Origin of the sequence: Rathayibacter sp. VKM Ac-2804 (assembly GCF_009866655.1) — a bacterium.
Lineage (GTDB): Bacteria > Actinomycetota > Actinomycetes > Actinomycetales > Microbacteriaceae > Rathayibacter.
The window spans coordinates 3,427,051-3,449,989 of sequence record NZ_CP047420.1; the positions used below are offsets into that span (position 1 = coordinate 3,427,051).

Here is a 22,939-nt window from a genome sequence, read left to right on the forward strand (position 1 = left end):
CGAGGCGCGTCTCCGGACTCATTCCTGCGGCGCTCGAACGCGCCGCGACGATCGGGGTCAGCCGTTGCGGTCGACGACCGTGTCCGCGAAGCGCGTGAGCGCCTTGCGGACCGGCCCGTCGGGCAGCGGAGAGAGGGCGGCGACGGCCTCGTCGGCCCAGCGGTGGGCCTCGGCGAGGGTCTGCGCCGTCACGGGGTGGTCGCGCAGCTGCGCGATGGCGTCGGAGATGTCGGCGCTCTGCTCGTCGGTGTGCGCGATCGCGTCGTTGGTGCGGCTGACGTAGCTCTCGATGCGCGCGAGCAGGACGGCCGCATCGCGGTCGGTCGAGGCCCGCTCGCGCAGACGCAGGATCGGCAGCGTCGAGACGCCGGCGCGGATGTCGGTGCCCGGGTTCTTGCCTGTCTCCTCCGGCTGCGGCGACAGGTCGATGACGTCGTCGACGATCTGGAAGGCGACGCCGATCTTCTCGCCGAAGACGCGCACCGCCTCCTCGAAGGGAGCGGGCGCCTCGGAGAAGACGACGCCGGTGCGCGCGGCGGCGGCGATCAGCGAGCCGGTCTTGTCCGCCAGGACCCCGAGGTAGTGCTCGACCGGGTCCTCGCCCTCACCCGGGCCGACGGTCTCGTGCAGCTGGCCGAGCACGAGGCGCTCGAAGGTGTCGGTCTGCAGGCGGATCGCGCGCTCGCCGAGCTCGGTCATCAGCTGGTTCGCCCGCGCGAAGAGCAGGTCGCCGGTGAGGATCGCGACGTTGTTGCCCCAGACGGTCTGCGCCGAGGGCACGCCGCGGCGCTTCTCCGCCTCGTCCATGACGTCGTCGTGGTACAGCGAGCCGAGGTGGGTGATCTCGATGGCCTGCGCGGCGCTGAGCACCTCGGGGGTGTTGCCCCGGCCGAGCTGCGCCGTGAGCAGGGTGAGCATCGGCCGCACCCGCTTGCCGCCGGCCTCGAGCAGGTAGCGCGTCGACACGTCCGCGACCGCGTCCGCGAACGAGAGCTGCTGGACCATGCCGGCCTCGACCCGTTCGAGCCCGTCGTCGATGCTGCGGGCGAGGGCGCGGTCCGGCGCGGTCGAGAAGATGCGCTCGGAGAGGCCGAGCTGCGCCGTCAGAGACGGACTGCGGCGGGCGACGGGCGCACTGGCGTTCACACTCAAACCCTAACGTCTCGGCCCGGCAGGCCCCTGGGCGCGCATCAGGTCGCCGCGATCGGCTTGACCCCGCGGTGCAGGGCCACGATGCCGGCGGTGAGGTCGCGGTAGGCGACGCGCTCGAAGCCGGCGGCGCGGAGCCAGCCGGCCACGACCTTCTGCTCGGGCCAGGCGCGGATGGAGTCGCCGAGATAGTCGTACGCCGGGTCGTTCGAGGAGGCGAGGCCGACGATCACGGGCATGACCTTCGTCAGGTAGAAGTCGTAGGCGGCGGCGAGGGGCTTCAGCGGCGGGGTCGAGAACTCGCAGATCACGACACGGCCACCGGGCTTCACGACGCGGAAGAACTCGGCGAGCGCCGTCCGCGGCTCGGCGACGTTGCGCAGGCCGAAGGAGATGGTGACCGCGTCGAAGGACTCGTCCTCGAAGGGGAGCTTCATGGCGTCGGCCAGGACGAACTCGATGAGCTCGTTCTCGGCGTGCCGGCGACGGCCGACCGAGATCATCCCGCGGGAGAAGTCGGCCGCGACGACCTGCGCCCCCGAGCGCGCGAGCGAGGCGCTCGAGGTGCCGGTGCCGGCCGCGACGTCGAGGATCCGCTCGCCCGGCGCCGGGTTGACGGCGCGGGTCGTGGCGATCCGCCAGAGGTGGTCGTTGCCGACGGACAGGACGGTGTTCGTCAGGTCGTAGGCGGGCGCCACCGTGTCGAACATGGCAGCGACCTCGTCGGGCCGCTTGGTGAGGTCTGCCTTTGTCACGATCATCGAGTCTAGGGCGAGGAGCGGGGCGGCGGCTGTGCATCGCCCGCCCTTGCACATCCGCTCAGACGACCACCGCCGGCCGGAGGACGAGCCGGGAGGAGAAGGGGCGGGCGGAGGTGCCGGGGCCGCCTTGCTCCGCCTAGCTGCGGCGGCCCCGGACGAGGAAACGGTAGCAGCGGGCCCCCGGGTGAGGGGCGCTGCGGCGCACAACGTCTCGCTTTCCAGCGCGGGCGTACTGTGGAGCAGTGACATCGACCGGGGCCGGGGCTCCTCCCCTCCACGCCGAGACGACTCCGCTCGACGGCCCGCAGGAGCTGCTCCCCCGCGTGGATCCGCGGCGTCCGCTGCTCTGGCAGCGTGGCGGGGCCGGCCTGGCCGGGCTCGGCGAGGCGCTGCGGCTCGAGTTCTCCGGCCCGGACCGCATCCGTGAGGCCTCGGCCGCGTGGCGCGAACTGTCGGCCTCGGCCGTCGTCGCGGATCCGCTCGGCGTCCCCGGCACGGGGCTCGTGGCCTTCGGCGCCTTCGCGTTCTCGAGCCGGTCGAGCGCCCGCAGCGTCCTCATCGTCCCCCGCGTCGTGATCGGCTCCCGCGGCGGACGGTCCTGGCTGACCCGCATCGGCACCGCCGACCGGTCGACGGCTTCGCCGCGCGTCCCCGACTCGGTTTCGTACGGCGACGAGTACCGGCTCCCCCTCCTCCCCGGTGCGATGACGCCCGACGCCTACCGCGCCGCCGTCGCGTCGGCCGTCGGCACGATCCGCTCGGGCGCGCTCGAGAAGGTCGTGCTCGCCCGCGATCTGCAGGGACGGCTCCCCCGCGACGCCGACCGCCGCCGCCTGCTGCGCGATCTCGCCGACGGCTACCCCGACTGCTGGACCTTCTCGGTCGACGGCTTCCTCGGCGCCAGCCCGGAGACACTGGTCGGCGTGGACCACGGCGCGATCACGGCGCGCGTCCTCGCCGGTACCAGCGCTCGCGGCGGCGACGCGGAGGAGGACGCCGCGATCGCGCGCGCACTCCTCGCCAGCGCGAAGGACCGCTCCGAGCACGCCTTCGCGATCGCCAGCCTCCTCCGCGAGCTGCGCCCGCACACCGGCTCGCTCTCCACCACCCCCGAGCCCTTCGCGCTCGAGCTGCCGAACCTGTGGCACCTCGCGACCGACGTGCGCGGCACGCTCGACGACGGCTCCACCGCGCTCGACCTCGTCGACGCCCTGCACCCGACGGCGGCCGTCGCCGGCACCCCGACCGATCGGGCGCTGGATCTGCTCGAGGAGCTCGAGCCGTTCGACCGCGGCCGCTACGCCGGTCCGGTGGGCTGGATCGACGGCAACGGCGACGGCGAGTGGGCCGTGGGGCTGCGCAGCGCCCAGGTCTCGGCCGACGGCGCCGTCACCGCGTGGGCAGGCGCGGGCATCGTCGCCGACAGCGACCCGGACGCGGAGCTCGCGGAGACCGGGATGAAGTTCCGCCCGATCCTCGACGCGCTGGGCTGACCGGTGCTCGTCCCTCCGGGCCGGCGCTAGCGCTCGAGCGCGATCTCGACGATGCCGGGGCCCTCGCCGGGCGAGGTGAGGGCCTGCTCCAGCTCGCCGCGGGTGGCGACGAGGCGGTGCGACCAGCCGTAGGCCCTCGCCAGCGCGGCGATGTCGACGGTCTGCGGCGTGAACTGCACGCGGTCGAAGGCGTCGGGCGCCGAACTGGTCGCGACCTCGAGGCCGTCGAAGATGGTGCCGCCGCCGTCGTTCACCACGACCAGCTGCACCCGGGGCCGGCGCTCGCCCGGGGCGAGCAGCAGTCCGCCCGCCTCGTGCAGGAGGGTGAGGTCGCCGAGGACGACGCGGGTGGCGCCGCCCGAGCCCGCGTCGCCGGACTGCGAGGCGACGGCGATGCCGAGCGCGGTCGAGACCGTGCCGTCGATGCCGGCGAGCCCGCGGTTGGAGTGGACGGTGATCCGCTTGCCGGGCAGCGAGCCGTCCGCGACGCGGATGAGGCGCGAGGCGCCGAAGAGCAGGCGGTCGTGCGGCCAGGTGACGCGCCAGACCGCCGCGACGACGAACTCGCGGGTGAGCGCTGCGCGGATCGCGGTGAGGGCGTTGCGGGCGTAGCCGCGGCGGTCCTCGATCGACATCGAGCCGCCGTCGGGCGCCTCGGGGATCGCGTCCGGATCGGCGTCGGCCAGGAGCGCTCGGCTCGCCGACACCCAGGTGCCGGCCCAGGCGCGCTCGGACCGCTCGGGACGCGGAGAGCCCTCGGGGCGGACGACCGCGAGGGCGCGGACGCTGCGCGCGCGACGGCCGGGGTTGTAGAACTCGCGGCGTCCGCGGTCGACGACGATCACCTCGACGTCCTCGCGGCGCAGGAGCTCCGGGACCTCGCGGGACAGCGTGGGGTGACCGAGGACGATCGCGCGACGCACCCGGCCGCCGAACTCGGGCTCGGCGAGGAGCCGGCGCCAGGCGACGACCAGCTGCGGCCCGAAGCGGGCGCCCGAGGAGACCTCGGCGAGCAGCGGCCAGTCGCCGGCGCGGGCGAGAGCCTCGGCCTCGGCTCCCGCCTTGTCGCCGGCGATGACGACGGTGAGGGGCTCGAGCGGTCCGGCCGTGATCGTCTCCGGAGCGACGACGACGTCGTCCGGTGCAGGTGCGGCGGATCCCGCGGCCGGCACGTCGAAGGCCGGGAGGCGCGAGGACAGCGGGTCGCGGAAGGCCAGGTTGAGGTGCACGGGACCGCCGGGACGCAGCGCGGCCGCGTAGGCGCGGTCGGCGAGCGCGCAGGCCGACTCCGCCGTCGACAGCGCGTCGGGCGCGGCGACGTCCTCGAAGAGGCGGACGGCCCGGCCGAACAGCTCGACCTGGTCGGTGGTCTGGTTGGAGCGGATGCCGCGCAGCTCGCCGGGACGATCGGCGGTGAGCACGATCATCGGCACGTCGGACGCGTCGGCCTCGAGCACGGCGGGGTGGAGGTTCGCGGTCGCGGTGCCGGAGGTGGTGATCAGGAGTGCGGGCACACCGGTCTCGAGAGCGAGCCCGAGGGCGAGGAACCCGGCCGAGCGCTCATCGATGCGGACGTGCAGACGGATGCCGCCGCGGGTCTCGAGCTCGGCCGCGACGAGGGCGAGCGCCTGCGAGCGGGAGCCGGGAGAGACGACGACGTCGCGGACTCCGAGCGCGACGAAGCGGGAGAGGAGGTCGACCGCGGAACGGGTGGAGGGGGCGACCGGAGCCGCGTCAGGCATCCCGACGGCCGGTGCCGTCCGACTCGCCGGAGTCGTCGAGATCGGCGAGGTCGCGCTCGAGCTGGGCGATGCGCTCGGCCTGCTCGCGCTCCTTCTCGGGGTCGCGCTCGCGGCGGAGGGTGCCGAGGAAGTCGGGGTCGTCGTCCGGGGCCGTGAAGCGGCGGTCGTCGGAGCGCTGCTTGCGCGGGCGGCCGATCCAGAACCAGAGGCCGGCGCCGATGATCGGCAGGAGGAGGACCACGAGGACCCACGACCACTTGGGGATCGCGCGCACCGCGTGGCGGTTGCTCAGGGCGACGTCGATCACGGTGTAGACCGTGAAGACGGCGAGGGCCACGAGCAGGCCGATGAACAGGCGGATCATGGTGTCCAGTGTACGTCCGGGGTCCTCGAAGGAACCGGGCGCACGGATGCTGGACAGGGAGCTCCCGGGGTGCTCACGGACGCGCATGCGGGGGCCGACGTACACTTGCCCGGTGAAACTGAGCCGCGCGGTCGTCGTCTACTCGCTCCTGCGTCTGGCCATGTTCGCCGGCGTCTTCGTGCTGGTGTACCTGCCGGCGCGCTCCTTCGTCGACTCCGAGCTGACCGCGGCCGTGACCGCCGGCTTCGTCGCCGCCATCGCGAGCATGTCGCTCTCCTACATCGTGCTGCGCAAGCCCCGCGAGCGCATCGCCGAGGCGATCTACCAGCGCCGCAAGGACGTCCCGCGCACGCCGACCGACGACGACATCGAGGACGCCGCGGTCGACGCGGCCCGCGACGGGCGCCCCGGCGCCTGACCCCGCCACTCGCGGAGCCCGCGCAGCGGGCGCCCTTTGCTGATCGAGTAGCGCGCGCAGCGCGCGTATCGAGATCCACCACCGTCGGCACGGTGGTCTGCAGACGCGGCGTCTCGGTGATGGAGGGTCTCGATACGCCCCTGCGGGGCTACTCGACCAGCATGAGGGGTTGGTCAGAAGGCGAGGGCTGCGCCGAGGATCGCGGCGTAGGCGAGGCCGCTCAGGCTGGTCAGCTGCAGGGCGAGGATGAGCTCCTTCGCCGTGCGCGCGGTCAGCGTGATGAGGATGGCCGGCAGGACCGCCAGCAGGACGAAGAGCGTGAGCCAGGCCAGCGGGTAGAACAGCGCGAGCACCACCGCGATGCCGAACGGCACCAGCACGAAGGCGCTGTACATCGCCCGCGCGATGGTCGGACCGACGACGACCGCGAGGGTCCGCTTGCCGGAGAGGCGGTCCGTCGGGATGTCGCGGATGTTGTTGACCATCAGCACCGCGCAGGCGAACAGGCCCGCGGCGACGGCGCCGAGCCAGGACTCCTGGTTCGCGCGGCCGATCTGCACGAACGTGGTGCCGACGGTGGCGACGAGTCCGAAGAAGACGAAGACGAAGAGCTCGCCGAGGCCGAGGTACCCGTAGGGACGCCGGCCGCCGGTGTAGAACCAGGCGGCGGCGATCGCGGCGGCCCCGATGATCAGGAACCACCAGAAGCCGGACAGCACCGTGAGCACGAGGCCCGCGACGCCCGCGATGCCGAAGAAGACCAGCGCGACCGTGAGGACGGCGCGGGGCTTCGCGGCTCCGGATCCGGTGAGGCGGGAGGGGCCGACGCGGTTCGCGTCCGTGCCGCGGATGCCGTCGGAGTAGTCGTTGGCGTAGTTGACGCCGATCTGCAGCGCGAGCGAGACGACGAGGCAGAGCAGGGCGCGCACCCAGTGCCAGCCCTCGTCCGTCACCTGGGTGGCCCCGGTGCCGATCAGGACGGGGGCGATGGCGAGCGGGAGGGTCCGCAGCCGCGCTCCGGCGATCCACTCGCGCGGGCCGGCGGGCTCGACGACGACGCGGCGGGGGTCGCCGCCGGGGCGACCGCTCCGGGGCTTCGCCGACGGCTTCTTCTTGCGACTCGAACTCGACACGGAGGGAATCCTACCGAGTGGGCCGTGCCGCTCCCCCGGCGTCGGCCGTCCGGCGAAGCGTCGTTCCCCGCCCCCGTCCGGGCCCGTCGTCAGACCTCTCCGGCCGCCGCGAGGGTCTCGAGCGCCCGGCGGTCGGGCTTCCCCGAGGCGAGCAGTGGGATCTCCGCGACGGCGAGCACCGCCGCCGGACCGGCCGCGCGCCCGAGCCGCTCCACGACAGCGGAGCGCAGCCGGGCCAGGTCGACGTCCGGGGCCTCCGTCGCGACCACCGGCACCTCGCCCCACTGCGCATCCGGCCGGCGCACCACCACCGCGTCGGGCAGGAGCCCGTCGCGCAGCACCCGCTCGACCGCGTCCAGCGAGACCTTCTCCCCGCCCGAGACGATCACCCGGTCGAGGCGGCCGGTGACACTCAGTCGGCCGTCCTCGACGACGCCGGCGTCGCCGGTGCGGTACCAGCGCTCGCCGTCGAGCGAGACGAAGGCGGCGGCGCTGCGCTCCGCGTCGAGTCCGCCGTCCGCGTCGAGGTAGCCCTCCGCGAGGGTCGGACCGCCGAGGAGGACCTGGCCGTCGACGACGCGCATCCGCACGTCGCGCAGCGGGACGCCGTCGTAGACGCAGCCGCCGGCGGTCTCGCTCGAGCCGTAGGTGAGCCGGATCCGCACGCCGAGCGCTGCCGCCCGCTCGCGCAGCGCCTGCGGGGTCGACTGGCCGCCGATCAGCAGCGCGTCGAAGGAGGCGAGGACCGCGGCCTCGGCGGGGTCGCTCTCGGCGAGGTCGAGCAGCCGCGCGAGCTGCACGGGGACGAGGGACGAGTAGCGCCGCTCCCCCGCCGGCATCGTGCGCGCGAGCGCGAGGAAGGCGGCGGCGTCGAAGGCGCCGGCGGGGAGCACGACGGGGTCGGCGTCGGCGGTCAGCGAGCGCACCAGCACCTGCACGCCCGCCACGTAGTGGGTGGGCAGGCAGAGCAGCCAGCGGCCGGGACCGCCGAGCTCGGCGAGTGTCGCGGAGGCGCTGGTGAGCAGGGCGGAGGTGCTGAGCGCGACCCGCTTGGGCGGGCCGGACGAGCCGGAGGTCTCGACGACGACGGCGACGCGCTGCGGCACGACCGCGTCCGCCTCGGGCTCGGACTCCCTCGCCGGGGGCCCGATCCGCACGGCGGGGCCGCTGCCGTCGAGCGCCGCGCGCAGGGCGATCAGCACCTTCTCCGGAGCGGGATCGACGGAGGCGAGCGGGCGGGTCATCGCCCGGCCGCCGGAACCGGAGCCGCCACGGTCAGAACTGCCACGGGAAGGGCGACCAGTCGGGCGCGCGCTTCTCGAGGAAGGAGTCGCGCCCCTCGACGGCCTCGTCGGTGCCGTAGGCGAGGCGGGTGGTCTCGCCGGCGAAGAGCTGCTGGCCGACGAGTCCGTCGTCGACCGCGTTGAAGGCGTACTTGAGCATGCGGATCGCGGTGGGCGACTTGGTCAGGATGGTCTCCGCCCACTCGAGGGCGGTCGCCTCGAGCTCGGCGTGCGGGACGACCTCGTTCACGGCGCCCATCTCGTAGGCGCGCTGCGCGGAGTACTCGCGGGCGAGGAAGAACACCTCGCGCGCGTTCTTCTGGCCGATCTGCCGGGCGAAGTACGCGGAGCCGTAGCCGGCGTCGAAGGAGCCGACGTCGGCGTCGGTCTGCTTGAAGCGGCCGTGCTCCGCGGAGGCGATCGTGAGGTCGCAGACCACGTGCAGCGAGTGCCCGCCGCCGGCCGCCCAGCCGGGGACGGCGGCGATCACGACCTTGGGCATGAAGCGGATCAGTCGCTGGACCTCGAGGATGTGCAGGCGCCCGTTGCGGGCCGAGTCGATGCCCTCGGCGGTCTCGCCGTCGGAGTAGCGGTAGCCGTCGCGGCCGCGGATGCGCTGGTCGCCGCCCGAGCAGAACGCCCAGCCGCCGTCGCGCGGGCTGGGGCCGTTGCCGGTCAGGATGACGACGCCGATGCGCGGGTTGGTCCGCGCGTCCTCGAGCGCCCGGAACAGCTCGTCGACCGTGCGCGGGCGGAACGCGTTGCGCACCTCCGGGCGGTCGAACGCGACCCGGGCAATCCGGCCCGAGCGGTCGTGGTGGTAGGTGATGTCCTCGAGACCGTCGAACCCGTCGACCGGCGCCCAGCGGCGCGCGTCGAACAGCTCGGAAACCTGCGTGCTCATGGCCTCGACCCTACTGTCGAGGGCTGGGGGCAGGATCGGTCCCGCTGCACCCTGCTGGTCGAGCAGTCCGCAGGGCGTATCGAGACCCGACCTCCACACTCGAGACGACGTGGATCTCGAGACGCCCGCTGCGCGGGCTGCTCGATCAGCATGAGATGCGCCCGCTCCGCACGCTCCTGCGTCGGCGGGCATCCCGGAGACGCGAAGAGGGACCCCGCGGTGGCGGGGTCCCTCGACGGGTGGTGCGCTGGTGCTACTTCGCGGCGGAGGTGGTGCGGTTCTCGGCCGACACCATCCAGGCGTACTGCTCCAGGCTCTGGATGATCGCGTGGAGGAGGTCGGCGCTCGTCGGGTCCTCGTCGTCCACCTGGTCGTGCACCTCGCGCATGGTGGCGGCGGTGTTCTCGAGGCGGATGGTGACGAGGTCGACGGTCTCGGCGGTGTCGATCTCGCCGTGCGGGTACTCCGGCAGCGTGGTCGTCGCGGCGACGGTGTCGCTGCGGCCGTCCGGGATGCCGTGCAGCGCGCGCATGCGCTCGGCGATGTCGTCGCTGAACTCGCGCGCGGCCTCGATGATCTCGTCGAGCTGGAGGTGGAGATCGCGGAAGTTCTTGCCGACGACGTTCCAGTGGGCCTGCTTGCCCTGGACGTGCAGCTCGATCAGGTCGACGAGGACGATCTGGAGGCTGTCGAGCAGCTCCTTGGAGGCCTTGAAGCCCTTCTCGGCGTTCTGGCGGCGGCTGGTCTTCGCTCCGGAGCCCGCGGGGGCTTCGACGTGGCGTTCGAGGGTGGTGGTCATGGACCGTTCCTTTCTCTGACAGTGCCGGGATGCGGAAAACCCGACTTCGAGTGTGACTCATGGGGCTGGACGTCACCCGGACGCACACGGTGCGCGCCCTGGACGACGCCGGGACAGGGGGCTAGATCGTGGCGACCGAGCCGGAGTCGACGCGGTAGTTCGAGCCGTTCACGAACGAGGCGCGCTCGGAGCAGAGGAACGCGATGACGGCGGCCACCTCCTCGGGCCGGCCCCGTCGCTTCAACTCCAGGTACGGCCGCTCCTCGTCGAGGAAGGACGAGATCGCCTCCTCCTTCGAGGTGCCGTTCTCGTCGGCGCGCTTGTCCATCATCGCGTCGGTCATCGGCGTGTGGATGAAGGCCGGCGAGACGGCGTTCACGAGCAGGCCCTCGAGGGCGTACGAGCGGGAGAGGCCCTTGGCGAGCGCCAGCACGCCGGCCTTCGCGGCGCAGTACGGCAGCTCGTCGTCGTAGGGCTGCACCGCGTCCTCGGAGGCGGTGAGCACGAGGCGGCCCCAGCCTCCGGAGCGCAGATCGGGCAGGAACTCGCGGACCAGGCGGACGGGACCGAGCAGGTCGGTCTCGATCGTGCTGGTCCAGCCCTCGTCGTCGATCTCGTGGAACAGGCCCTGAGCGCCGGTGACTCCCGCGCACTGCACGAGGATGTCGATCTCGCCGACGGCCGCGGCCGTCCGCTCGTGCAGGGCGGCGAGCTCGGACTCGCTCGTGACGTCGGCGGCGAAGGCGTGCAGGGTGCCGTCCGCGGCGCCGAGGCGGGCGGCGGCCTCGTCGAGCTTCCCCTGGTCCTTGTCGCTGAGGACGACGGTGACGCCCTCCGCGAGCAGGAGCTGGGCGGTGTGCCAGCCGATGCCGGAGTCGCCGCCCGTGACGAGGGCGGTGCGCCCGGAGATGCCGAGGTCCATCAGTGCTGTTCCCTTCTCACGACCCCGGCTGCGCGGAGCGCGCCGAGGTGATGACTCCGGTCTACGCGGCCCCGCCGGAGCCCCTCAACCCGCTTGCGCGAACGCGTTCGCGGGTCTACCGCGCGTGGACGTGCCGATCGCGAAGACCGCGCCGGAGAGCGGAGCGTCGCGCAGCTGCTGCTCCTCGAGGTTCTCCCGCGCGGTGCCGACGAAGAGGGTCGCGCCGTCGGGGCCGCCGAAGGCGACGCCCGTGACGTTCGGCGCCGGGATCGCGATCTCCTCGAGCAGCTCGCCGGCGGCGCTCCAGTGCAGCACCGCGCCCTCGCCGTTGGCCCCGGCCCAGAAGCCGCCGTCGACGTCGAGCGCGAGCCCGTCGAACGCGCGTCCGGTGAGGAACGGCTCGGGCTCGCCGAGCTCGTCACCCGGTCCGTAGGCGGCGCTGTAGACCGTCGAGGCAGCGGTGTCGGTGAAGTAGAACGTGCGGCCGTCGTCGGACCACTCGAACCCGTTCGCGACGCCGAAGCCGCCGAGCAGCGTCTCGAGCGCGCCGTCCGCGTCGATCCGGTAGAGCGCGGCGTCCGGCTCGCCCGTCGTGAGGTTCATCGATCCCGCCACGAAGCGGCCGAACGGATCGCACTTGCCCTCGTTCATCCGCAGGCCCGCGTGCACGTGCTCGATCGGAGCGAGCTCCCGGGTGACGGCGAAGCACTCGTCGAGCAGGACCACCCGGTCGCCCAGCGCGGCGACGAAGCCGCCGCCGCTGACCGGCTGGAAGGAGCCGAGCGGCGCCTCCACGGCGACCACACGGTCGTCCGAGCCGTCGACCGCTCCGTCCCAGGCGCTCACGTGCACGGTGCCGGTCGAGATGTCGGCCCAGTGCAACCGCCCGCGGTGCCAGAACGGGCTCTCGACGAGGATCGCGCCGGTGTCGCGGAAGACCCGCGCCTCGAGGCCCATCAGCGCCCTCCGACCTTCTCGGGGGCCAGCTCCTCGATCGTGATCGCGGCGTTGATCAGCGCGAGGTGGCTGAGGCCCTGCGGCAGGTTGCCCCAGAAGGCCAGGTCGTCGACGGCCACCATCTCGGACATGATCCCGACGTCGTTCGGGACGGTCGCGACCAGCTCGTCCATCAGCGCGATCGCCTCGTCGTGGCGGCCGACGCAGGCGAGCGCGCCGGCGAGCCAGAACGAGCAGGCGACGAAGGGGTGCTCCTCCGCCTCCATGCCGGAGTAGCGGAACAGCAGCGCGCCCCGACCCAGCTCCTTCACCAGCGCGTCGATCGTCGAGATCATCCGCTCGCCGCGCTCGTAGCCGCTCGGCGCGTGCAGCAGGACGGAGGCGTCCAGCTCCTCGGTGCCCGGGTACATCACGTAGGAGCCGAGCTCCTCGGACCAGCAGTTCTCCTCGATCCAGTCGCGGATCCGGTCGCGCTCGAAGCGCCAGCGGTCCGGACTGCCCGCCACCTGGCCGAGCTCGGCGAGGTGCACGGCGGCGTCGAGCGCCTGCCAGCAGCCCATCTTCGACGAGGTGTAGTGCTGCTCCTCCTCGAGCTCCCACATGCCCGCGTCGCGGTTGCGCCAGAGGTCGCAGGTGGTGTCCGCGACGCGCGCGAGCAGCCGGCCGGTCTCGATGTCGAGGACGTTGCCCTCGTCGACGTAGATGCGGCAGATGTCGAAGAGATCGCCGAAGACGCCGAGCTGCAGCTGGTTCTGCGCGCCGTTGCCGGCGACGACCGGGCCGATCCCCGCGTAGCCCGGGACGTCGTACTCGCTCAGCTCCGTCGGCAGCGAGCCGTCGAGGCCGTAGAAGATGTGCAGGTCGGGGCCGTGCTCCTTGATCGTGCGCAGCAGCCAGGAGAGCGCGGCGTGCGTCTCCTCGCGCAGCCCGAAGCGGACCAGCGCGTGCGCCGTGTACGCGGCGTCGCGCACCCAGGCGAAGCGGTAGTCCCAGTTCTTGCCGCCGTTGGGCGACTCGGGGAGGGACGTGGTGGCCGCGGCGGCGATCGCTCCGGTGGGCGAGTAGATCAGCAGCTTGAGGGCGAGCGCGCTGCGCTGCACCGCGCCGGCCCAGGGACCGTCGTAGGAGAACTCGTCGGACCAGGACTGCCAGCTGGCGAGCGTGCGGTCGATGCCGCGGTCGACGTTCACGGCGACCGGGAAGTGCAGGGGCTCGTCGTGCGTCGCGGAGACGACCAGGACGTGCCGCTCGCCGCCCGCCGTCGCGACGAAGCCGCCGGCCAGCTCGTCGCCGGCGCCGGAGGGCGCGCTGTCGTCGACGGGCCCGTGGTCCTTGCCGGTGACGCCGATGGTAATGTCGCCCGCGCGGATCAGCGAGCGGCCGTCCGCGTTCTGGATCCACGGCGAGAAGGTGCCGAGGCCGGTGCCGGGGCGGACGACCCAGCGCATCCGCACCTCGCCCTCGGTGCACTCGATGCGGCGCGCGAGCTCGGCCCACGGGAGCCGGCCGGCGATCCCCGTCACGAGTGCGTCGGTCACCGTCACGGTGCCGGACTCGGTGGTGAAGGTGGTCTCGAGCACGTTCGTGTCGTCCACGTAGCGGCGGGTCGTCTCCGCGGGCTCCTCCGGCGCGAGCTCGATGCAGCCGCCGGTCTTCGCGTCGACGAGCGCCGCGAACGCCGGGATCGAGCCGAGGTCGGGGACCGGCAGCCAGTCGACGCTGCCGTCGCTCGCGATCAGCGCGACCGTCCTCCCGTCGCCGATCGCCGCGTAGTCGCGCAGGGGTCTGGTCGCTCGGGGTTGGGCCATGCCCTCACGCTAGGCGGCGCACGGGCGATCGGCTCGGGCTTGCGGGGTCACCGCGATCCCGGTACCGACGCGGGTCAGGTCGCCGCGACTCCGCCGTACGCCTGCATGCGCTCGGTGAACTCGGCCCGGTCGCCCTCCTCGAGGATCGAGTTGGCGTAGCCGGCGAGGAAGGCTCCGCTGTCCGGCGGGGTGAGCCCGACGTCGTCGAGCATCCGCTCGACCTCTCCGGTGCTGTCGGCGCCGAGATCGACGAGGCCGATCTCGATCGCGGGCACGTCCTCGACCGTGGAGTAGGCGGTGACGATCCACAGCGCGGCCCCCGCCTCCTCGTCGCTCAGACCGCCCTCGTACTCGTAGCCGACCTCCGACCACTCCGCCGGGGTGTCGGCGACGTCCACGGCATCGAAGCCCAGCGGAGCGACCGCCGCGGTGAAGACGTCGACGACCGCCTGCTTGGCGGCGTCGGAGCCGAGGTCCGCGTCGGCGTAGCTCGTGGCCGAGATGTAGTCGTAGAGGAGGGACGGCCCGCCGTAGCCGTTCTCGGAGCGCTCGTAGTACTCGTCGTCGGCCGAGGTCCAGCCGTCCAGGACGGTGGCCTCGATGGCGGAGACGGCCGCCTCGGACTGCGCGATCGCGGTCTCGGCGGACGGCTGCGCGAGGACGAGGGCGGCGTCGCCGTCCTGGTAGCCGGGGTAGTCGTAGAGCGGGTCGGCCGGGTCGCCGCTGTCCGGGCCCTCGGTCGCCTCGCCGAACGGCTCGTCGGTGAAGCCGGGCGCCGCCGTCGGCAGGGCGTCGGCGGTCGCGTCGATCGCCGTGCCCAGGCCGAGCGCGAGCAGCGTGCCGAGCACGCCGGTGTAGACGACGCCGACGACGATGCTCGTGCCGAGCGCGATCCAGCCGCCGGTGCCGAGCGGCCGGGGGCGGGGCGCCCCGGGGACACCGGACGGAGCCGCCGGGCTCGTCGGGGGCGGGCTCACGGGTACCTGGCTCATCGCGTCCCTCCGGGGTCGAGCGTCGTCGACGCCAGTCTCGCACGGGCCGGGCCACCGGCCGTCGGCGCCGATCCTCCCCTGGGCACGCGGCGCTCCGTGTGCCACGCTGGCCCCGCGCGCCGGAGACGACCGGCCGCGGTGGGAGGCGTCGTGAACCGGATCGAAGCGGGCTTCGGGACGGTGGTCGGCGTGATCGCCGTCGGAGCGATGGCGGCACTCGCGTCCGTCGCCGGCGCGGGAGGCGCTCGGGAGGCGGAGGCCGCCGCGCAGACGGTCGTCGTCACCGCGTCCGACCCGGCCGCCGACGCACTCGCGGACATCGAGATCTGGAGCACGCCGGCCGCCGACGCGCCGGCCGCTCCGACGGGCGCGCCGATCGACTCCGCCGAGGCCGCGATCGCCGTCGTGCGCCCGCTCGAGGGCCCGGGCGTCGATGCGGGCAGCGAGCGGGCCGTCCGGGTCAGCGCCGACTCCGTCTACGGCGAGAACGGCTCGCTGCGGGCCTCGGGACAGGTGATCGCGGCTCCTCCCGGCCTCGCTCCCGAGGACTCGCTCTGGCTCGTCGGCTACACCGGTGAGATGCCGGCGCCCTTCGGCGTCATCGACCTCACGCTCGACCACCTCGTGCTCACGATCGACGCCGCGACCGGCCACGTGCTCAGCAGCGGGGGCGGCGAGGGCGGGCTGCCCGCGGTCTTCGACGACGCGGGCTGAGCGCCGCCCGTCCCGGCCCGCTCCCGCGGCGGAGGATGATGGCGGGATGGACGATGTCGTGCCTCCCGCTCCCCCGCTCCCCGCTCCCCTGCCCTCGCTCGGCGAGGTCGACGCCGGACTGCACGTCGTCGCGCTGCCGCTGCGCACGCGCTTCCGCGGGGTCGAGCACCGCGAGATCGCCCTGGTCCGCGGGCCGGAGGGCTGGACCGAGTTCTCCCCGTTCCTCGAGTACGGACCCGCGGAGTCGGCCGCCTGGCTGCGCGCCGCCCTCGACTACGGCTGGAGCGAGCAGCCCGCCCCGCTGCGCGACCGCATCCCGGTGAACGCGACCGTGCCGGCCGTGGACCCGGACGAGGTCGCCGCGATCCTCGCGAGCTACCACGGCTGCCGCACCGCCAAGGTGAAGGTCGCCGAGCGCGGGCAGACCCTCGCCGACGACGTGGCGCGGGTCGCCGAGGTGCGCCGGGTGCTCGGACCGGAGGGGCGGATCCGCGTGGACGCGAACGGCGGCTGGAACGTCGACGAGGCGGAGCACGCGGTGCACGCCCTCGCCTCCGCCGACCTCGAGTACGTCGAGCAGCCGTGCGCGAGCGTCGACGAGCTCGCCGATCTGCGCCGCCGGGTGAAGTGGATGGGCATCCCCGTCGCCGCCGACGAGAGCGTGCGGAAGGCCGCGGATCCGCTCGCCGTCGCCCGCGCCGGAGCCGCCGACCTGCTCGTGGTGAAGGCCCAGCCGCTCGGCGGGGTGCGGCGGGCGCTGGATCTCGTCGCCGAGGCGGGACTGCCCGCGGTGGTCTCGAGCGCGCTGGACAGCTCGGTGGGGCTGGCGATGGGAGCGGCGCTCGCCGCGGCACTGCCCGAGCTGCCCTACGACTGCGGCCTCGGCACGGCCTCGCTGCTCGCCGCGGACGTCACCGAGCGGCCGCTGCGGCCGGTCGACGGCGCGATCCCGGTCGAGCGGGTCGAGGTGTCCGAGCCGCTGCTGCTGCGCCATGCGGTCTCGCCGGAGCGGCTGGACTGGTGGCGCGACCGCCTCCGCGAGACGTGGGCGCTGCTCTGAGCCACTGCGGACTGGTGCGCCCCGGCTGAGGCGCTCCGGCCCGCCCCGCCCCTGATCAGGCGGGCGGCACGAGCACCGAGATGACGGCGGAGTCGTCGGCCGCCGCGAGGCCCTGCGCCGCGCCGAGCAGGAACAGCTGCTCGGCCGCGGCGGCGACCGGGGTGGCCAGCCCGGCCGCGCGCGCGGCGGTCGTGACGATCCCGAGGTCCTTGACGAAGATGTCGAGGCGGCTCAGCACCTCGGCCCCGCCCTCGTCGCCGGCCTGCAGCATCCGCGGGCCGCGGTTGCCGAGCATGAACGAGCCGGCCGCACCGGCGGACAGCGTCTCGAGCGTGGCAGCCGGGTCGAGGCCGAGCTTCGCGGCCAGCGCGAGCGCCTCCGCTCCGGCGGCGATGTGCACGCCGCAGAGCAGCTGGTTGACGGTCTTGAAGGCCTGGCCGTCGCCCGGGCGGTCGCCGATGACGCTGAGGGTCGAGGCGAGCAGGTCGAGCACGGGGCGGGCCTGCTCGCGGGCGGCGGGGGTCGCGCCGACGACGATCAGCAGGTCGCCCGCCCCCGCCCGCACCGGTCCGCCGCTGAGCGGGGCGTCGACGAGATCGACCCCGTGCTCGGCGAGCGCCGCCGCGACGTCGGTCACCTCGGCGATGCCGACCGTGCTGGTCATGATGACGACCGAGCCCTGGCGGAGCGCGGTCGCGATGCCCTCGGATCCGGCGCCGCCGAAGAGCACCTCGCGCAGCTGAGCGCCGTTGCGGACGGCGAGCAGCGTCGCATCGGCGCCCGCGACCGCCTCTCGGGCCGAGCCGAACGGCGTGATCCCGGCCTCACGGGCCAGCGCGAGCCGCGGCTCGGCGATGTCGAAGCCGTGCACGGTCAGCGAGCCCGCCAGGCGGGTCGCCATCGGCAGGCCCATCGCGCCGAGTCCGAGGACGGCGACGGTGTACTCGGGGGCGGGGGCGGGGGCGGTGTCGGGTGCGGTCACGGGGTCCTCCAGGGGATCGGGGCGGATGCGGATGCGCGGTCAGAGCGCGGGAGCGCGGAGCGTCGCGGCGACCTGCGCGAGCGACTCGTCGTCGCCGACGTTGCCGGCGAAGACGATGTAGGGGATGCCCGTGGCCGGCCCCTCGACCGGCTCCCAGAGCGAGACCAGGCCGGGCAGCATCGGGCCCCGCACGATCGCGCGCCGGATGCCGAGGCCCTCCGAGGCGACGTCGCTCGAGGTGATGCCGCCCTTCGCGATGACGAAGCGCGGGCGGACGCGGGCGAGCACGCCCTGCACCACGGTGACGACGGCCGCCGAGACGCGCCGCGAGATGTCGAGGCTCTCCTGCGGGTCGTCGGTGCGGCGGAGCGAGCGGCTGGTGTGCACGGCGACGTCGCCGTCCGCGAGGGCCGCGACCGCCGCCTCGACGAGCTCGGCGAGGTGCGCCGGCGCGCGCTCGGGGTCGACGGCGCGGTCGACGTCGATCTCGAGCGTCGCGCGGAGCGAGCCGGTGGCCGCGAGCCGCGCCAGCTGCCGCGAGGTGAGGCCGACGTGCGAGCCGACGACGACGAGGCCGCCGCGCGCCCGCGCGTCCGCGTCGGCTCCGCTCGGGAAGACCTCTTCCGCGGTGAGCGGCGGGTGCACCTCCTGGCCGATGCGCGCCCGGACGAACGGCGGACCGACCCGGTAGAGCACGCGGAGCCCGGCCTCCTCCGCCTGCGCGAGACCGAGGGCCAGCAGCCGCAGGTCGTCCTCGGTGACGGCGTCGACGACGACGGGCACGCCGCCGCGGAGCGGAGCGAGGACGGCGGCCACGGCGTCGGCACCGGCGCGGATCGTGTCGAGCCCGAGGGCGACGACCTCCGCGGCCGGCCGGCGCCCGCCGGTCTTCTCCTCCACCCACTCGCGCAGGTCGGAGTGGGCGTAGCCGAACGTCGAGTCGCGGGCGAACTCGGTCTCGGCGACCGGCTGCAGCCCCTCCTCGCCGCGCATGTAGTGGACGCCGCCGATCGTCACTCGGCCCGCGTCGGGGAACGCGGGCACCAGGAGCACGGCATCCACCGCGCCGTCGAGGGCGTCCGTGATGGTGTCCGTCTCGAGCGGGAAGTGCCCGCGGAGCGTCGAGTCGCCGCGGCTGACGAAGGCGACCGGCACGTCGAGGGAGCGGGCGGCGGCGAGCGCGCCGGCGACGATCGCGCGGTTGCGCTCGGCGGCGTGCTCGGGTGCGAGGCTCCGGGTGTTGCTGAGGACGTACACGGCGGGCGCGCCGGTGGCGAGCGCCCAGCGGAGGTCCTCCTCCGCCCAGCTGGTCAGCACCGGCAGGTCGGCGACGGACTGCGTGCCGGTCGGATCGTCGTCCAGCACCACGAGGACGGGCGTGCGCTCCGTCCGCGTGCGGGCGACGGCGGCGGCCTCGACCGGCACCTGCGCGGGGTACTGCTGCAGCAGCGTCGTCTCCGAGATCACCGGTACTCCTTCGTCCTGGGGTATCAGATATCTTACAAGTAGCCCGACGTGCGCGGAAGAGCGAGCACGGATCGAGCGGCACATCCAGCGCCACCCCTGCTGATCGAGCAGCCCGCGCGGCGGGCGCATCGAGATCCACCACCGCAGCCGGCCGGCCGCCTAGTCGGAGGAGTCGTCGGCGGAGAGCACGTAGCGGCGCAGGTCCTCGGCCGTCTGGGCGATGTGGTCGGCCATCGCGGCGCGGGAGGCGTCCGCGTCGCCGGCCCGGATCGCCTCGAGCACCGCGCGGTGCTTGACCAGGGCGTTCCGCTGGATCTGCACGAGCGCGGAGGTCTGCTCGCGCTCCGTCCGCATCACCTTGGCGAGCGGCGCGAAGACGGCGGCGACGAAGACGTTGCCGGTCGCGGCGAGGATCACGTCGTGGAAGGCGATGTCGGCGGCGACGAACGCGGCCAGGTCGCCGCTCTCGTGCGCGGCGGTCATCCGCTCGAGCTCCTCCTCCAGCCGCGCGAGATCGGCGTCGGTGCGGCGGACAGCGGCGAGCGCCGAGGCGCCGGTCTCGATCATCTCCCGCACCTCGATCAGGTGCAGCGACGCGGCGGCGGAGTCGACGCCCGACGCGGTCGCGCGCAGGATCGGCTCGAGATCGCTCCAGCGGGCGACCGGGTTCACCGTGCCGCGCTTGCCCCGGCGCGCATCGATGACGTTCAGGCCCTGCAGGCGACCGAGCGCCTCGCGCATCGTCGCCCGGCTCACGTCGTGCGCGAGCGCCAGCTCGCCCTCGCTCGGCAGCTCGGAGCCGATCGGGATGCGGCCGGCGACGATCTCGTCGAGCAGCGCGTCGGCCACGGTGGCGACGAGGGACGGACGCGGCACGGGCCCCTCCTCGTCTCGAGCACCGGCCGGGCGGCGGGCACCGGTTCAGGCTACCCGCGGTCGGGGCGGCGCCGCCGGAGGGCCAGAATGGATCTGCTCCGGCCGCCGATGCCCGCCGCACCCCTCCCCCTTCGAGCATCGGAGTCCCGTGACCGCACCCACCGTCCCCGTCTTCCTCGACTGCGACACCGGCATCGACGACTCCCTCGCCCTGGCCTACCTGCTGCGCTCGCCGCTCGCCGACCTCGTCGGCATCAGCACCGTCAGCGGCAACACCGACGCCCGCCAGGCCGCCGTGAACAGCCTGGGCCTCCTCGCCCTCGCCGGGCGCACCGACGTCCCCGTCGCGGTCGGCGCGCACGACTTCCTCGAGGAGCCCTACTCCGGCGGGTCCCCGCACGTGCACGGCGAGAACGGCATCGGCGGCGTGCTGCTGCCCGCCGGCGCGGAGCCGGTCGACGAGGACCCCGCGGACCTGCTGCTCCGCCTCGCCCGCGAGCACGAGGGCGAGCTGCGGCTGATCGCGATCGGCCCGCTGACGAACCTGGCGCTCGCGCTGCGGAAGCACCCCGAGCTGCCGTCGCTCCTGCACTCCGTCACGGTGATGGGCGGCGCCGGGCTGGCGCCGGGCAATGTGACCGCGGTCGCCGAGGCGAACATCTGGCACGACCCGGCCGCCGCGGCCGAGGTCGTGGCCGCGGACTGGGACCTCACGCTCGTCCCGCTGGACGTGACGATGAAGCACCTCCTGGACGAGGAGCAGCGCGACGTCCTGATCCGCTCCGCCGACCCGCTGGCGTCCGCGATCGGGCACGCGCTCGACTACTACTTCGACTTCTACGTCGGCCACTTCGGCGATCGCACGGCCGCGCTGCACGACCCGATGGCCGCCGCCATCGCCGTCGGCGCCCTCGAGCTCACCTCGGCCCCGCGCGTCCCCGTCGAGGTCGACACCTCCTTCGGCCCCGGCCGCGGCCAGACCCTCCCCGACCTCCGCGGCCTCTACCGCGACATGCACCCCGAGGGCGCCCGCACCCGCTTCGTCCTGTCGCTCGCCGCGCCGTTCGCGCCGCACCTGATCGACGTGATCACGGGCGCCTGACCGGATCCGCTGCGCTGCTCACCCGCTGCCGAGCAGTCCGCTCCCCGCGGCGCATCGAGGTCCACCACTTCTCGCAGGCCGCTGAGGGGCTGCTCGACCGGCAAGGGTGCGGATGCGCGTGCTCGCCCCAGCGAGTGGACCCGGAAAGGGGCCCGGCGCATCCGCAGGACCCGATCCGAGTCCACTCGCGGGAGCGGCCGCCGTCGACTGGACGCGAGCGGGGCCCTGCGCGCTGCGCAGACCCCGTTCCCGGTCGGGTCGATGGGCGGAGGAGCGACCCGACGACCACCCACTGATCCACGTGGGTCTCGTCAGGTCCCGAGGAGCTGCTCGACCAGCAAAGGGGTAGGACGGCCTCGTAGACCGCGGACACCCGTGCTGATCGAGGAGCCCGCGCAGCGCGCGCATCGAGATCCACCCGTGTCAGAAGACGGGCCGGCAGACCACCGTGCTGACAACGGCGGATCTCGATACGCCCCTGCGGGGCTACTCGACCAGCATGCAGGGGCGGGGCATCCGCCTGCTCCGATCCTCCGGAAGTCCGCCGAAGCCGCTCGTCGCGCAGCGACGGTCGTGTTCCCGAAGGCTCGTCGCGCAGCGACGGCTGTGCGCCTGGAGGCTCGTCGCGCAAGGACGGCCCTGCTCCCGAGGCTCGTCGCGCAGCGACGGCTGTGCTCCCGAAGGCTCGTCGCACAGCGACGGCCCTGCTCCCGAGGCTCGTCGCGGAGCAACGGCTGTGCTCCCGGAGGCTCGTCGCGCAGCGACGGCCCCCGCCCCCCGTCAGTACCGATCTGCGGGTGCTGGTGGGTGTGATCGCAAGGCGGAGGAGTGGTGCGTGGCGGCGCCACGGACCGCGACGACAACGCCGCGAGCGCGCCCGCCAGCGCCCGCAGATCACATGCCGGTGTCGAGGCCGGAGTAGGCGTGGAGCCCCTTGAAGAAGACGTTGACGACGCCGAAGTTGAACATGACGGCGGAGAAGCCGATGATCGCGAGCCAGGCGGAGGGGGTGCCGCGCCAGCCGCGGGTGGCGCGGGCGTGGATGTAGCCGGCGTAGATGGTCCAGATGATGAAGGTCCAGACCTCCTTGGTGTCCCAGCCCCAGTAGCGGCCCCACGCCTTCTCGGCCCAGACGGCGCCGGCGATGAGGGTGAAGGTCCAGAGGATGAAGCCGATGATCGTGACGCGGTAGGCGAGGTTCTCGAGGGTCAGCGAGCTGGGCAGGGTACGCAGGAAGCGGAGGACCGAGGGGGCGCTCTCGCCGCTGGTCTCCCTCCGCGACTGGAGCAGCTGGGTGACGGAGAGCGCGAAGCCGAGGGCGAAGAAGGCGGTGCCGAGGATCGCGACGAGCACGTGGATGACGAGCCAGTACGACTGGAGTGCCGGCGGCAGCGGGACGACGTCGACGTAGTAGTTGACGGTCGCGACGCCGAGGAGCACCAGGACGAGGCCGGTGATGAACGCGCCGAGGAAGCGGAGGTCCCAGCGCAGCTGCACGGCGAGGAAGACGCCGATGATGAGGACGGTCCCGGTGATCGAGAACTCGTACATGTTGGCCCACGGCACGCGGCCGGCGGCGATGCCGCGGAGGACGGTCGCGCCGAGGTGCAGGACGAAGGCGAGGAGGGTGAGCGAGAAGCCGATCCGCATGGCCTTGGAGCGGGACGGAGCGTTGTAGACCTCGTCCTCGACGCGGCTGCCGAGGCGGGAGAGCGTCGCTGTGCGGCCGTTGCCCCCGGCGGAGGCGGAGGCGACGGTGGCCCTGCCGCTCGCGGCGCGGTCGGCGGCGGCGCTCGAGGCGACCTTCTCGGCCTCGCGGACGACCTCGATCGAGTCGCCGTCGGCGACCGACGAGCGCCGGGCCAGGTCGATGGCGAAGAAGATGAAGGCCAGGGCGTAGATGCCCATGGCGGAGTAGAGGCACAGCACCGAGTACTGCGAGAGGGTCTCGATCACTCCTCCAGGGTAAGCGACGGTGCCGTGAGGCGCCCCTGCACACATGCACAGGTTGGA

The 22,939-nt window shown here is 73.8% G+C and carries 21 protein-coding genes; 5 read left to right on the plus strand and 16 right to left on the minus strand.

Annotation, left to right across the window (positions count from 1 at the left end; genetic code table 11):
* Window positions 1-57 precede the first annotated feature (57 nt).
* Together GTU73_RS16000 and ubiE are read right to left on the minus strand one after the other, a co-directional pair.
* On the minus strand, window positions 58-1,146 hold the full coding sequence (locus tag GTU73_RS16000; protein WP_160090657.1) for a polyprenyl synthetase family protein: 1,089 nt from the start codon (window positions 1,144-1,146) through the stop codon (window positions 58-60).
* A gap of 44 nt (window positions 1,147-1,190) precedes the next feature.
* Window positions 1,191-1,910: a bifunctional demethylmenaquinone methyltransferase/2-methoxy-6-polyprenyl-1,4-benzoquinol methylase UbiE gene (gene ubiE, locus GTU73_RS16005; protein WP_160090658.1), complete on the minus strand. Its 720-nt coding sequence runs from the start codon at window positions 1,908-1,910 to the stop codon at window positions 1,191-1,193.
* Window positions 1,911-2,152: 242 nt separating this feature from the next.
* Between ubiE and GTU73_RS16010 the strand changes: the two genes are divergently transcribed.
* A complete protein-coding gene (locus GTU73_RS16010; RefSeq protein WP_160090659.1) occupies window positions 2,153-3,403 on the plus strand; it encodes an isochorismate synthase in 1,251 nt (416 codons plus the stop codon).
* 26 nt (window positions 3,404-3,429) lie between these two features.
* Here the strand turns inward: GTU73_RS16010 and menD are convergent, their stop codons facing one another.
* Window positions 3,430-5,145 (minus strand): 2-succinyl-5-enolpyruvyl-6-hydroxy-3-cyclohexene-1-carboxylic-acid synthase, encoded by a 1,716-nt coding sequence (gene menD, locus GTU73_RS16015; RefSeq protein ID WP_160090660.1) that lies wholly within the window; start codon window positions 5,143-5,145, stop codon window positions 3,430-3,432.
* A complete protein-coding gene (locus tag GTU73_RS16020) occupies window positions 5,138-5,509 on the minus strand; it encodes a PLD nuclease N-terminal domain-containing protein (RefSeq protein WP_160090661.1) in 372 nt (123 codons plus the stop codon). The genes menD and GTU73_RS16020 overlap by 8 nt, the downstream gene beginning before the upstream one ends.
* Before the next feature lie 112 nt (window positions 5,510-5,621).
* Between GTU73_RS16020 and GTU73_RS16025 the strand changes: the two genes are divergently transcribed.
* Window positions 5,622-5,927 carry a DUF4229 domain-containing protein gene (locus GTU73_RS16025; protein ID WP_160090662.1) on the plus strand — a complete coding sequence of 102 codons (306 nt, stop codon included), beginning with the start codon at window positions 5,622-5,624 and terminating at the stop codon, window positions 5,925-5,927.
* Window positions 5,928-6,100: 173 nt separating this feature from the next.
* Here the strand turns inward: GTU73_RS16025 and GTU73_RS16030 are convergent, their stop codons facing one another.
* The 8 genes from GTU73_RS16030 to GTU73_RS16065 form a co-directional block, all read right to left on the minus strand.
* Window positions 6,101-7,060 carry a 1,4-dihydroxy-2-naphthoate polyprenyltransferase gene (locus GTU73_RS16030; protein WP_160090664.1) on the minus strand — a complete coding sequence of 320 codons (960 nt, stop codon included), beginning with the start codon at window positions 7,058-7,060 and terminating at the stop codon, window positions 6,101-6,103.
* Between the two features lie 89 nt (window positions 7,061-7,149).
* Window positions 7,150-8,304, minus strand: coding sequence for an AMP-binding protein (locus GTU73_RS16035; RefSeq protein WP_160090666.1), 1,155 nt, complete (start codon window positions 8,302-8,304; stop codon window positions 7,150-7,152).
* A 31-nt stretch (window positions 8,305-8,335) separates the two neighbouring features.
* On the minus strand, window positions 8,336-9,247 hold the full coding sequence (locus GTU73_RS16040; protein ID WP_160090667.1) for a 1,4-dihydroxy-2-naphthoyl-CoA synthase: 912 nt from the start codon (window positions 9,245-9,247) through the stop codon (window positions 8,336-8,338).
* 253 nt (window positions 9,248-9,500) lie between these two features.
* Window positions 9,501-10,046: a DNA starvation/stationary phase protection protein gene (locus GTU73_RS16045; RefSeq protein ID WP_160090669.1), complete on the minus strand. Its 546-nt coding sequence runs from the start codon at window positions 10,044-10,046 to the stop codon at window positions 9,501-9,503.
* Window positions 10,047-10,167: 121 nt separating this feature from the next.
* Window positions 10,168-10,968, minus strand: coding sequence for an SDR family oxidoreductase (locus GTU73_RS16050; protein ID WP_160090670.1), 801 nt, complete (start codon window positions 10,966-10,968; stop codon window positions 10,168-10,170).
* A gap of 84 nt (window positions 10,969-11,052) precedes the next feature.
* The gene (locus tag GTU73_RS16055) at window positions 11,053-11,925 is read right to left on the minus strand and encodes an SMP-30/gluconolactonase/LRE family protein (RefSeq protein WP_160090671.1); all 873 of its coding nucleotides are present in this window, start codon (window positions 11,923-11,925) and stop codon (window positions 11,053-11,055) included.
* Window positions 11,925-13,733, minus strand: a complete 1,809-nt coding sequence (locus tag GTU73_RS16060; protein WP_160090672.1) for a glycoside hydrolase family 15 protein — start codon at window positions 13,731-13,733, stop codon at window positions 11,925-11,927. Before GTU73_RS16060 ends, GTU73_RS16055 begins: the two co-directional genes overlap by 1 nt.
* A gap of 74 nt (window positions 13,734-13,807) precedes the next feature.
* The gene (locus GTU73_RS16065; protein ID WP_160090673.1) at window positions 13,808-14,710 is read right to left on the minus strand and encodes a hypothetical protein; all 903 of its coding nucleotides are present in this window, start codon (window positions 14,708-14,710) and stop codon (window positions 13,808-13,810) included.
* Between the two features lie 165 nt (window positions 14,711-14,875).
* On the opposite strand from GTU73_RS16065, the gene GTU73_RS16070 reads away from it, so the two are divergent.
* On the plus strand, window positions 14,876-15,439 hold the full coding sequence (locus tag GTU73_RS16070) for a hypothetical protein (RefSeq protein ID WP_160090674.1): 564 nt from the start codon (window positions 14,876-14,878) through the stop codon (window positions 15,437-15,439).
* 46 nt (window positions 15,440-15,485) lie between these two features.
* Window positions 15,486-16,499, plus strand: a complete 1,014-nt coding sequence (locus GTU73_RS16075) for an o-succinylbenzoate synthase (protein WP_160090675.1) — start codon at window positions 15,486-15,488, stop codon at window positions 16,497-16,499.
* 55 nt (window positions 16,500-16,554) lie between these two features.
* Here GTU73_RS16075 and GTU73_RS16080 read toward each other — a convergent pair whose 3' ends face one another.
* The 3 genes from GTU73_RS16080 to GTU73_RS16090 form a co-directional block, all read right to left on the minus strand.
* Window positions 16,555-17,481, minus strand: a complete 927-nt coding sequence (locus tag GTU73_RS16080) for an NAD(P)-dependent oxidoreductase (protein WP_279630798.1) — start codon at window positions 17,479-17,481, stop codon at window positions 16,555-16,557.
* Between the two features lie 39 nt (window positions 17,482-17,520).
* On the minus strand, window positions 17,521-18,948 hold the full coding sequence (locus GTU73_RS16085; RefSeq protein ID WP_244231670.1) for a four-carbon acid sugar kinase family protein: 1,428 nt from the start codon (window positions 18,946-18,948) through the stop codon (window positions 17,521-17,523).
* A gap of 159 nt (window positions 18,949-19,107) precedes the next feature.
* Window positions 19,108-19,824, minus strand: coding sequence for a FadR/GntR family transcriptional regulator (locus GTU73_RS16090; protein WP_160090676.1), 717 nt, complete (start codon window positions 19,822-19,824; stop codon window positions 19,108-19,110).
* A 148-nt stretch (window positions 19,825-19,972) separates the two neighbouring features.
* On the opposite strand from GTU73_RS16090, the gene GTU73_RS16095 reads away from it, so the two are divergent.
* Window positions 19,973-20,926 carry a nucleoside hydrolase gene (locus tag GTU73_RS16095; RefSeq protein ID WP_160090677.1) on the plus strand — a complete coding sequence of 318 codons (954 nt, stop codon included), beginning with the start codon at window positions 19,973-19,975 and terminating at the stop codon, window positions 20,924-20,926.
* An 894-nt stretch (window positions 20,927-21,820) separates the two neighbouring features.
* Here the strand turns inward: GTU73_RS16095 and ccsB are convergent.
* Window positions 21,821-22,834 carry a c-type cytochrome biogenesis protein CcsB gene (ccsB, locus tag GTU73_RS16100; protein WP_160091432.1) on the minus strand — a complete coding sequence of 338 codons (1,014 nt, stop codon included), beginning with the start codon at window positions 22,832-22,834 and terminating at the stop codon, window positions 21,821-21,823.
* Window positions 22,835-22,939 lie beyond the last annotated feature (105 nt).

What these genes read in the sequence shown, in the direction of transcription:
- GTU73_RS16075 (WP_160090675.1), top strand. Translation starts at nt 15,486, where the DNA reads ATGGACGATGTCGTGCCTCCCGCTCCCCCGCTCCCCGCTCCCCTGCCC.
- GTU73_RS16035 (WP_160090666.1), bottom strand. Translation starts at nt 8,304, where the DNA reads ATGACCCGCCCGCTCGCCTCCGTCGATCCCGCTCCGGAGAAGGTGCTG.
- ubiE (WP_160090658.1), bottom strand. Translation starts at nt 1,910, where the DNA reads ATGATCGTGACAAAGGCAGACCTCACCAAGCGGCCCGACGAGGTCGCT.
- GTU73_RS16040 (WP_160090667.1), bottom strand. Translation starts at nt 9,247, where the DNA reads ATGAGCACGCAGGTTTCCGAGCTGTTCGACGCGCGCCGCTGGGCGCCG.
- GTU73_RS16055 (WP_160090671.1), bottom strand. Translation starts at nt 11,925, where the DNA reads ATGGGCCTCGAGGCGCGGGTCTTCCGCGACACCGGCGCGATCCTCGTC.
- ccsB (WP_160091432.1), bottom strand. Translation starts at nt 22,834, where the DNA reads ATGGGCATCTACGCCCTGGCCTTCATCTTCTTCGCCATCGACCTGGCC.
- menD (WP_160090660.1), bottom strand. Translation starts at nt 5,145, where the DNA reads ATGCCTGACGCGGCTCCGGTCGCCCCCTCCACCCGTTCCGCGGTCGAC.
- GTU73_RS16020 (WP_160090661.1), bottom strand. Translation starts at nt 5,509, where the DNA reads ATGATCCGCCTGTTCATCGGCCTGCTCGTGGCCCTCGCCGTCTTCACG.
- GTU73_RS16050 (WP_160090670.1), bottom strand. Translation starts at nt 10,968, where the DNA reads ATGGACCTCGGCATCTCCGGGCGCACCGCCCTCGTCACGGGCGGCGAC.
- GTU73_RS16045 (WP_160090669.1), bottom strand. Translation starts at nt 10,046, where the DNA reads ATGACCACCACCCTCGAACGCCACGTCGAAGCCCCCGCGGGCTCCGGA.
- GTU73_RS16060 (WP_160090672.1), bottom strand. Translation starts at nt 13,733, where the DNA reads ATGGCCCAACCCCGAGCGACCAGACCCCTGCGCGACTACGCGGCGATC.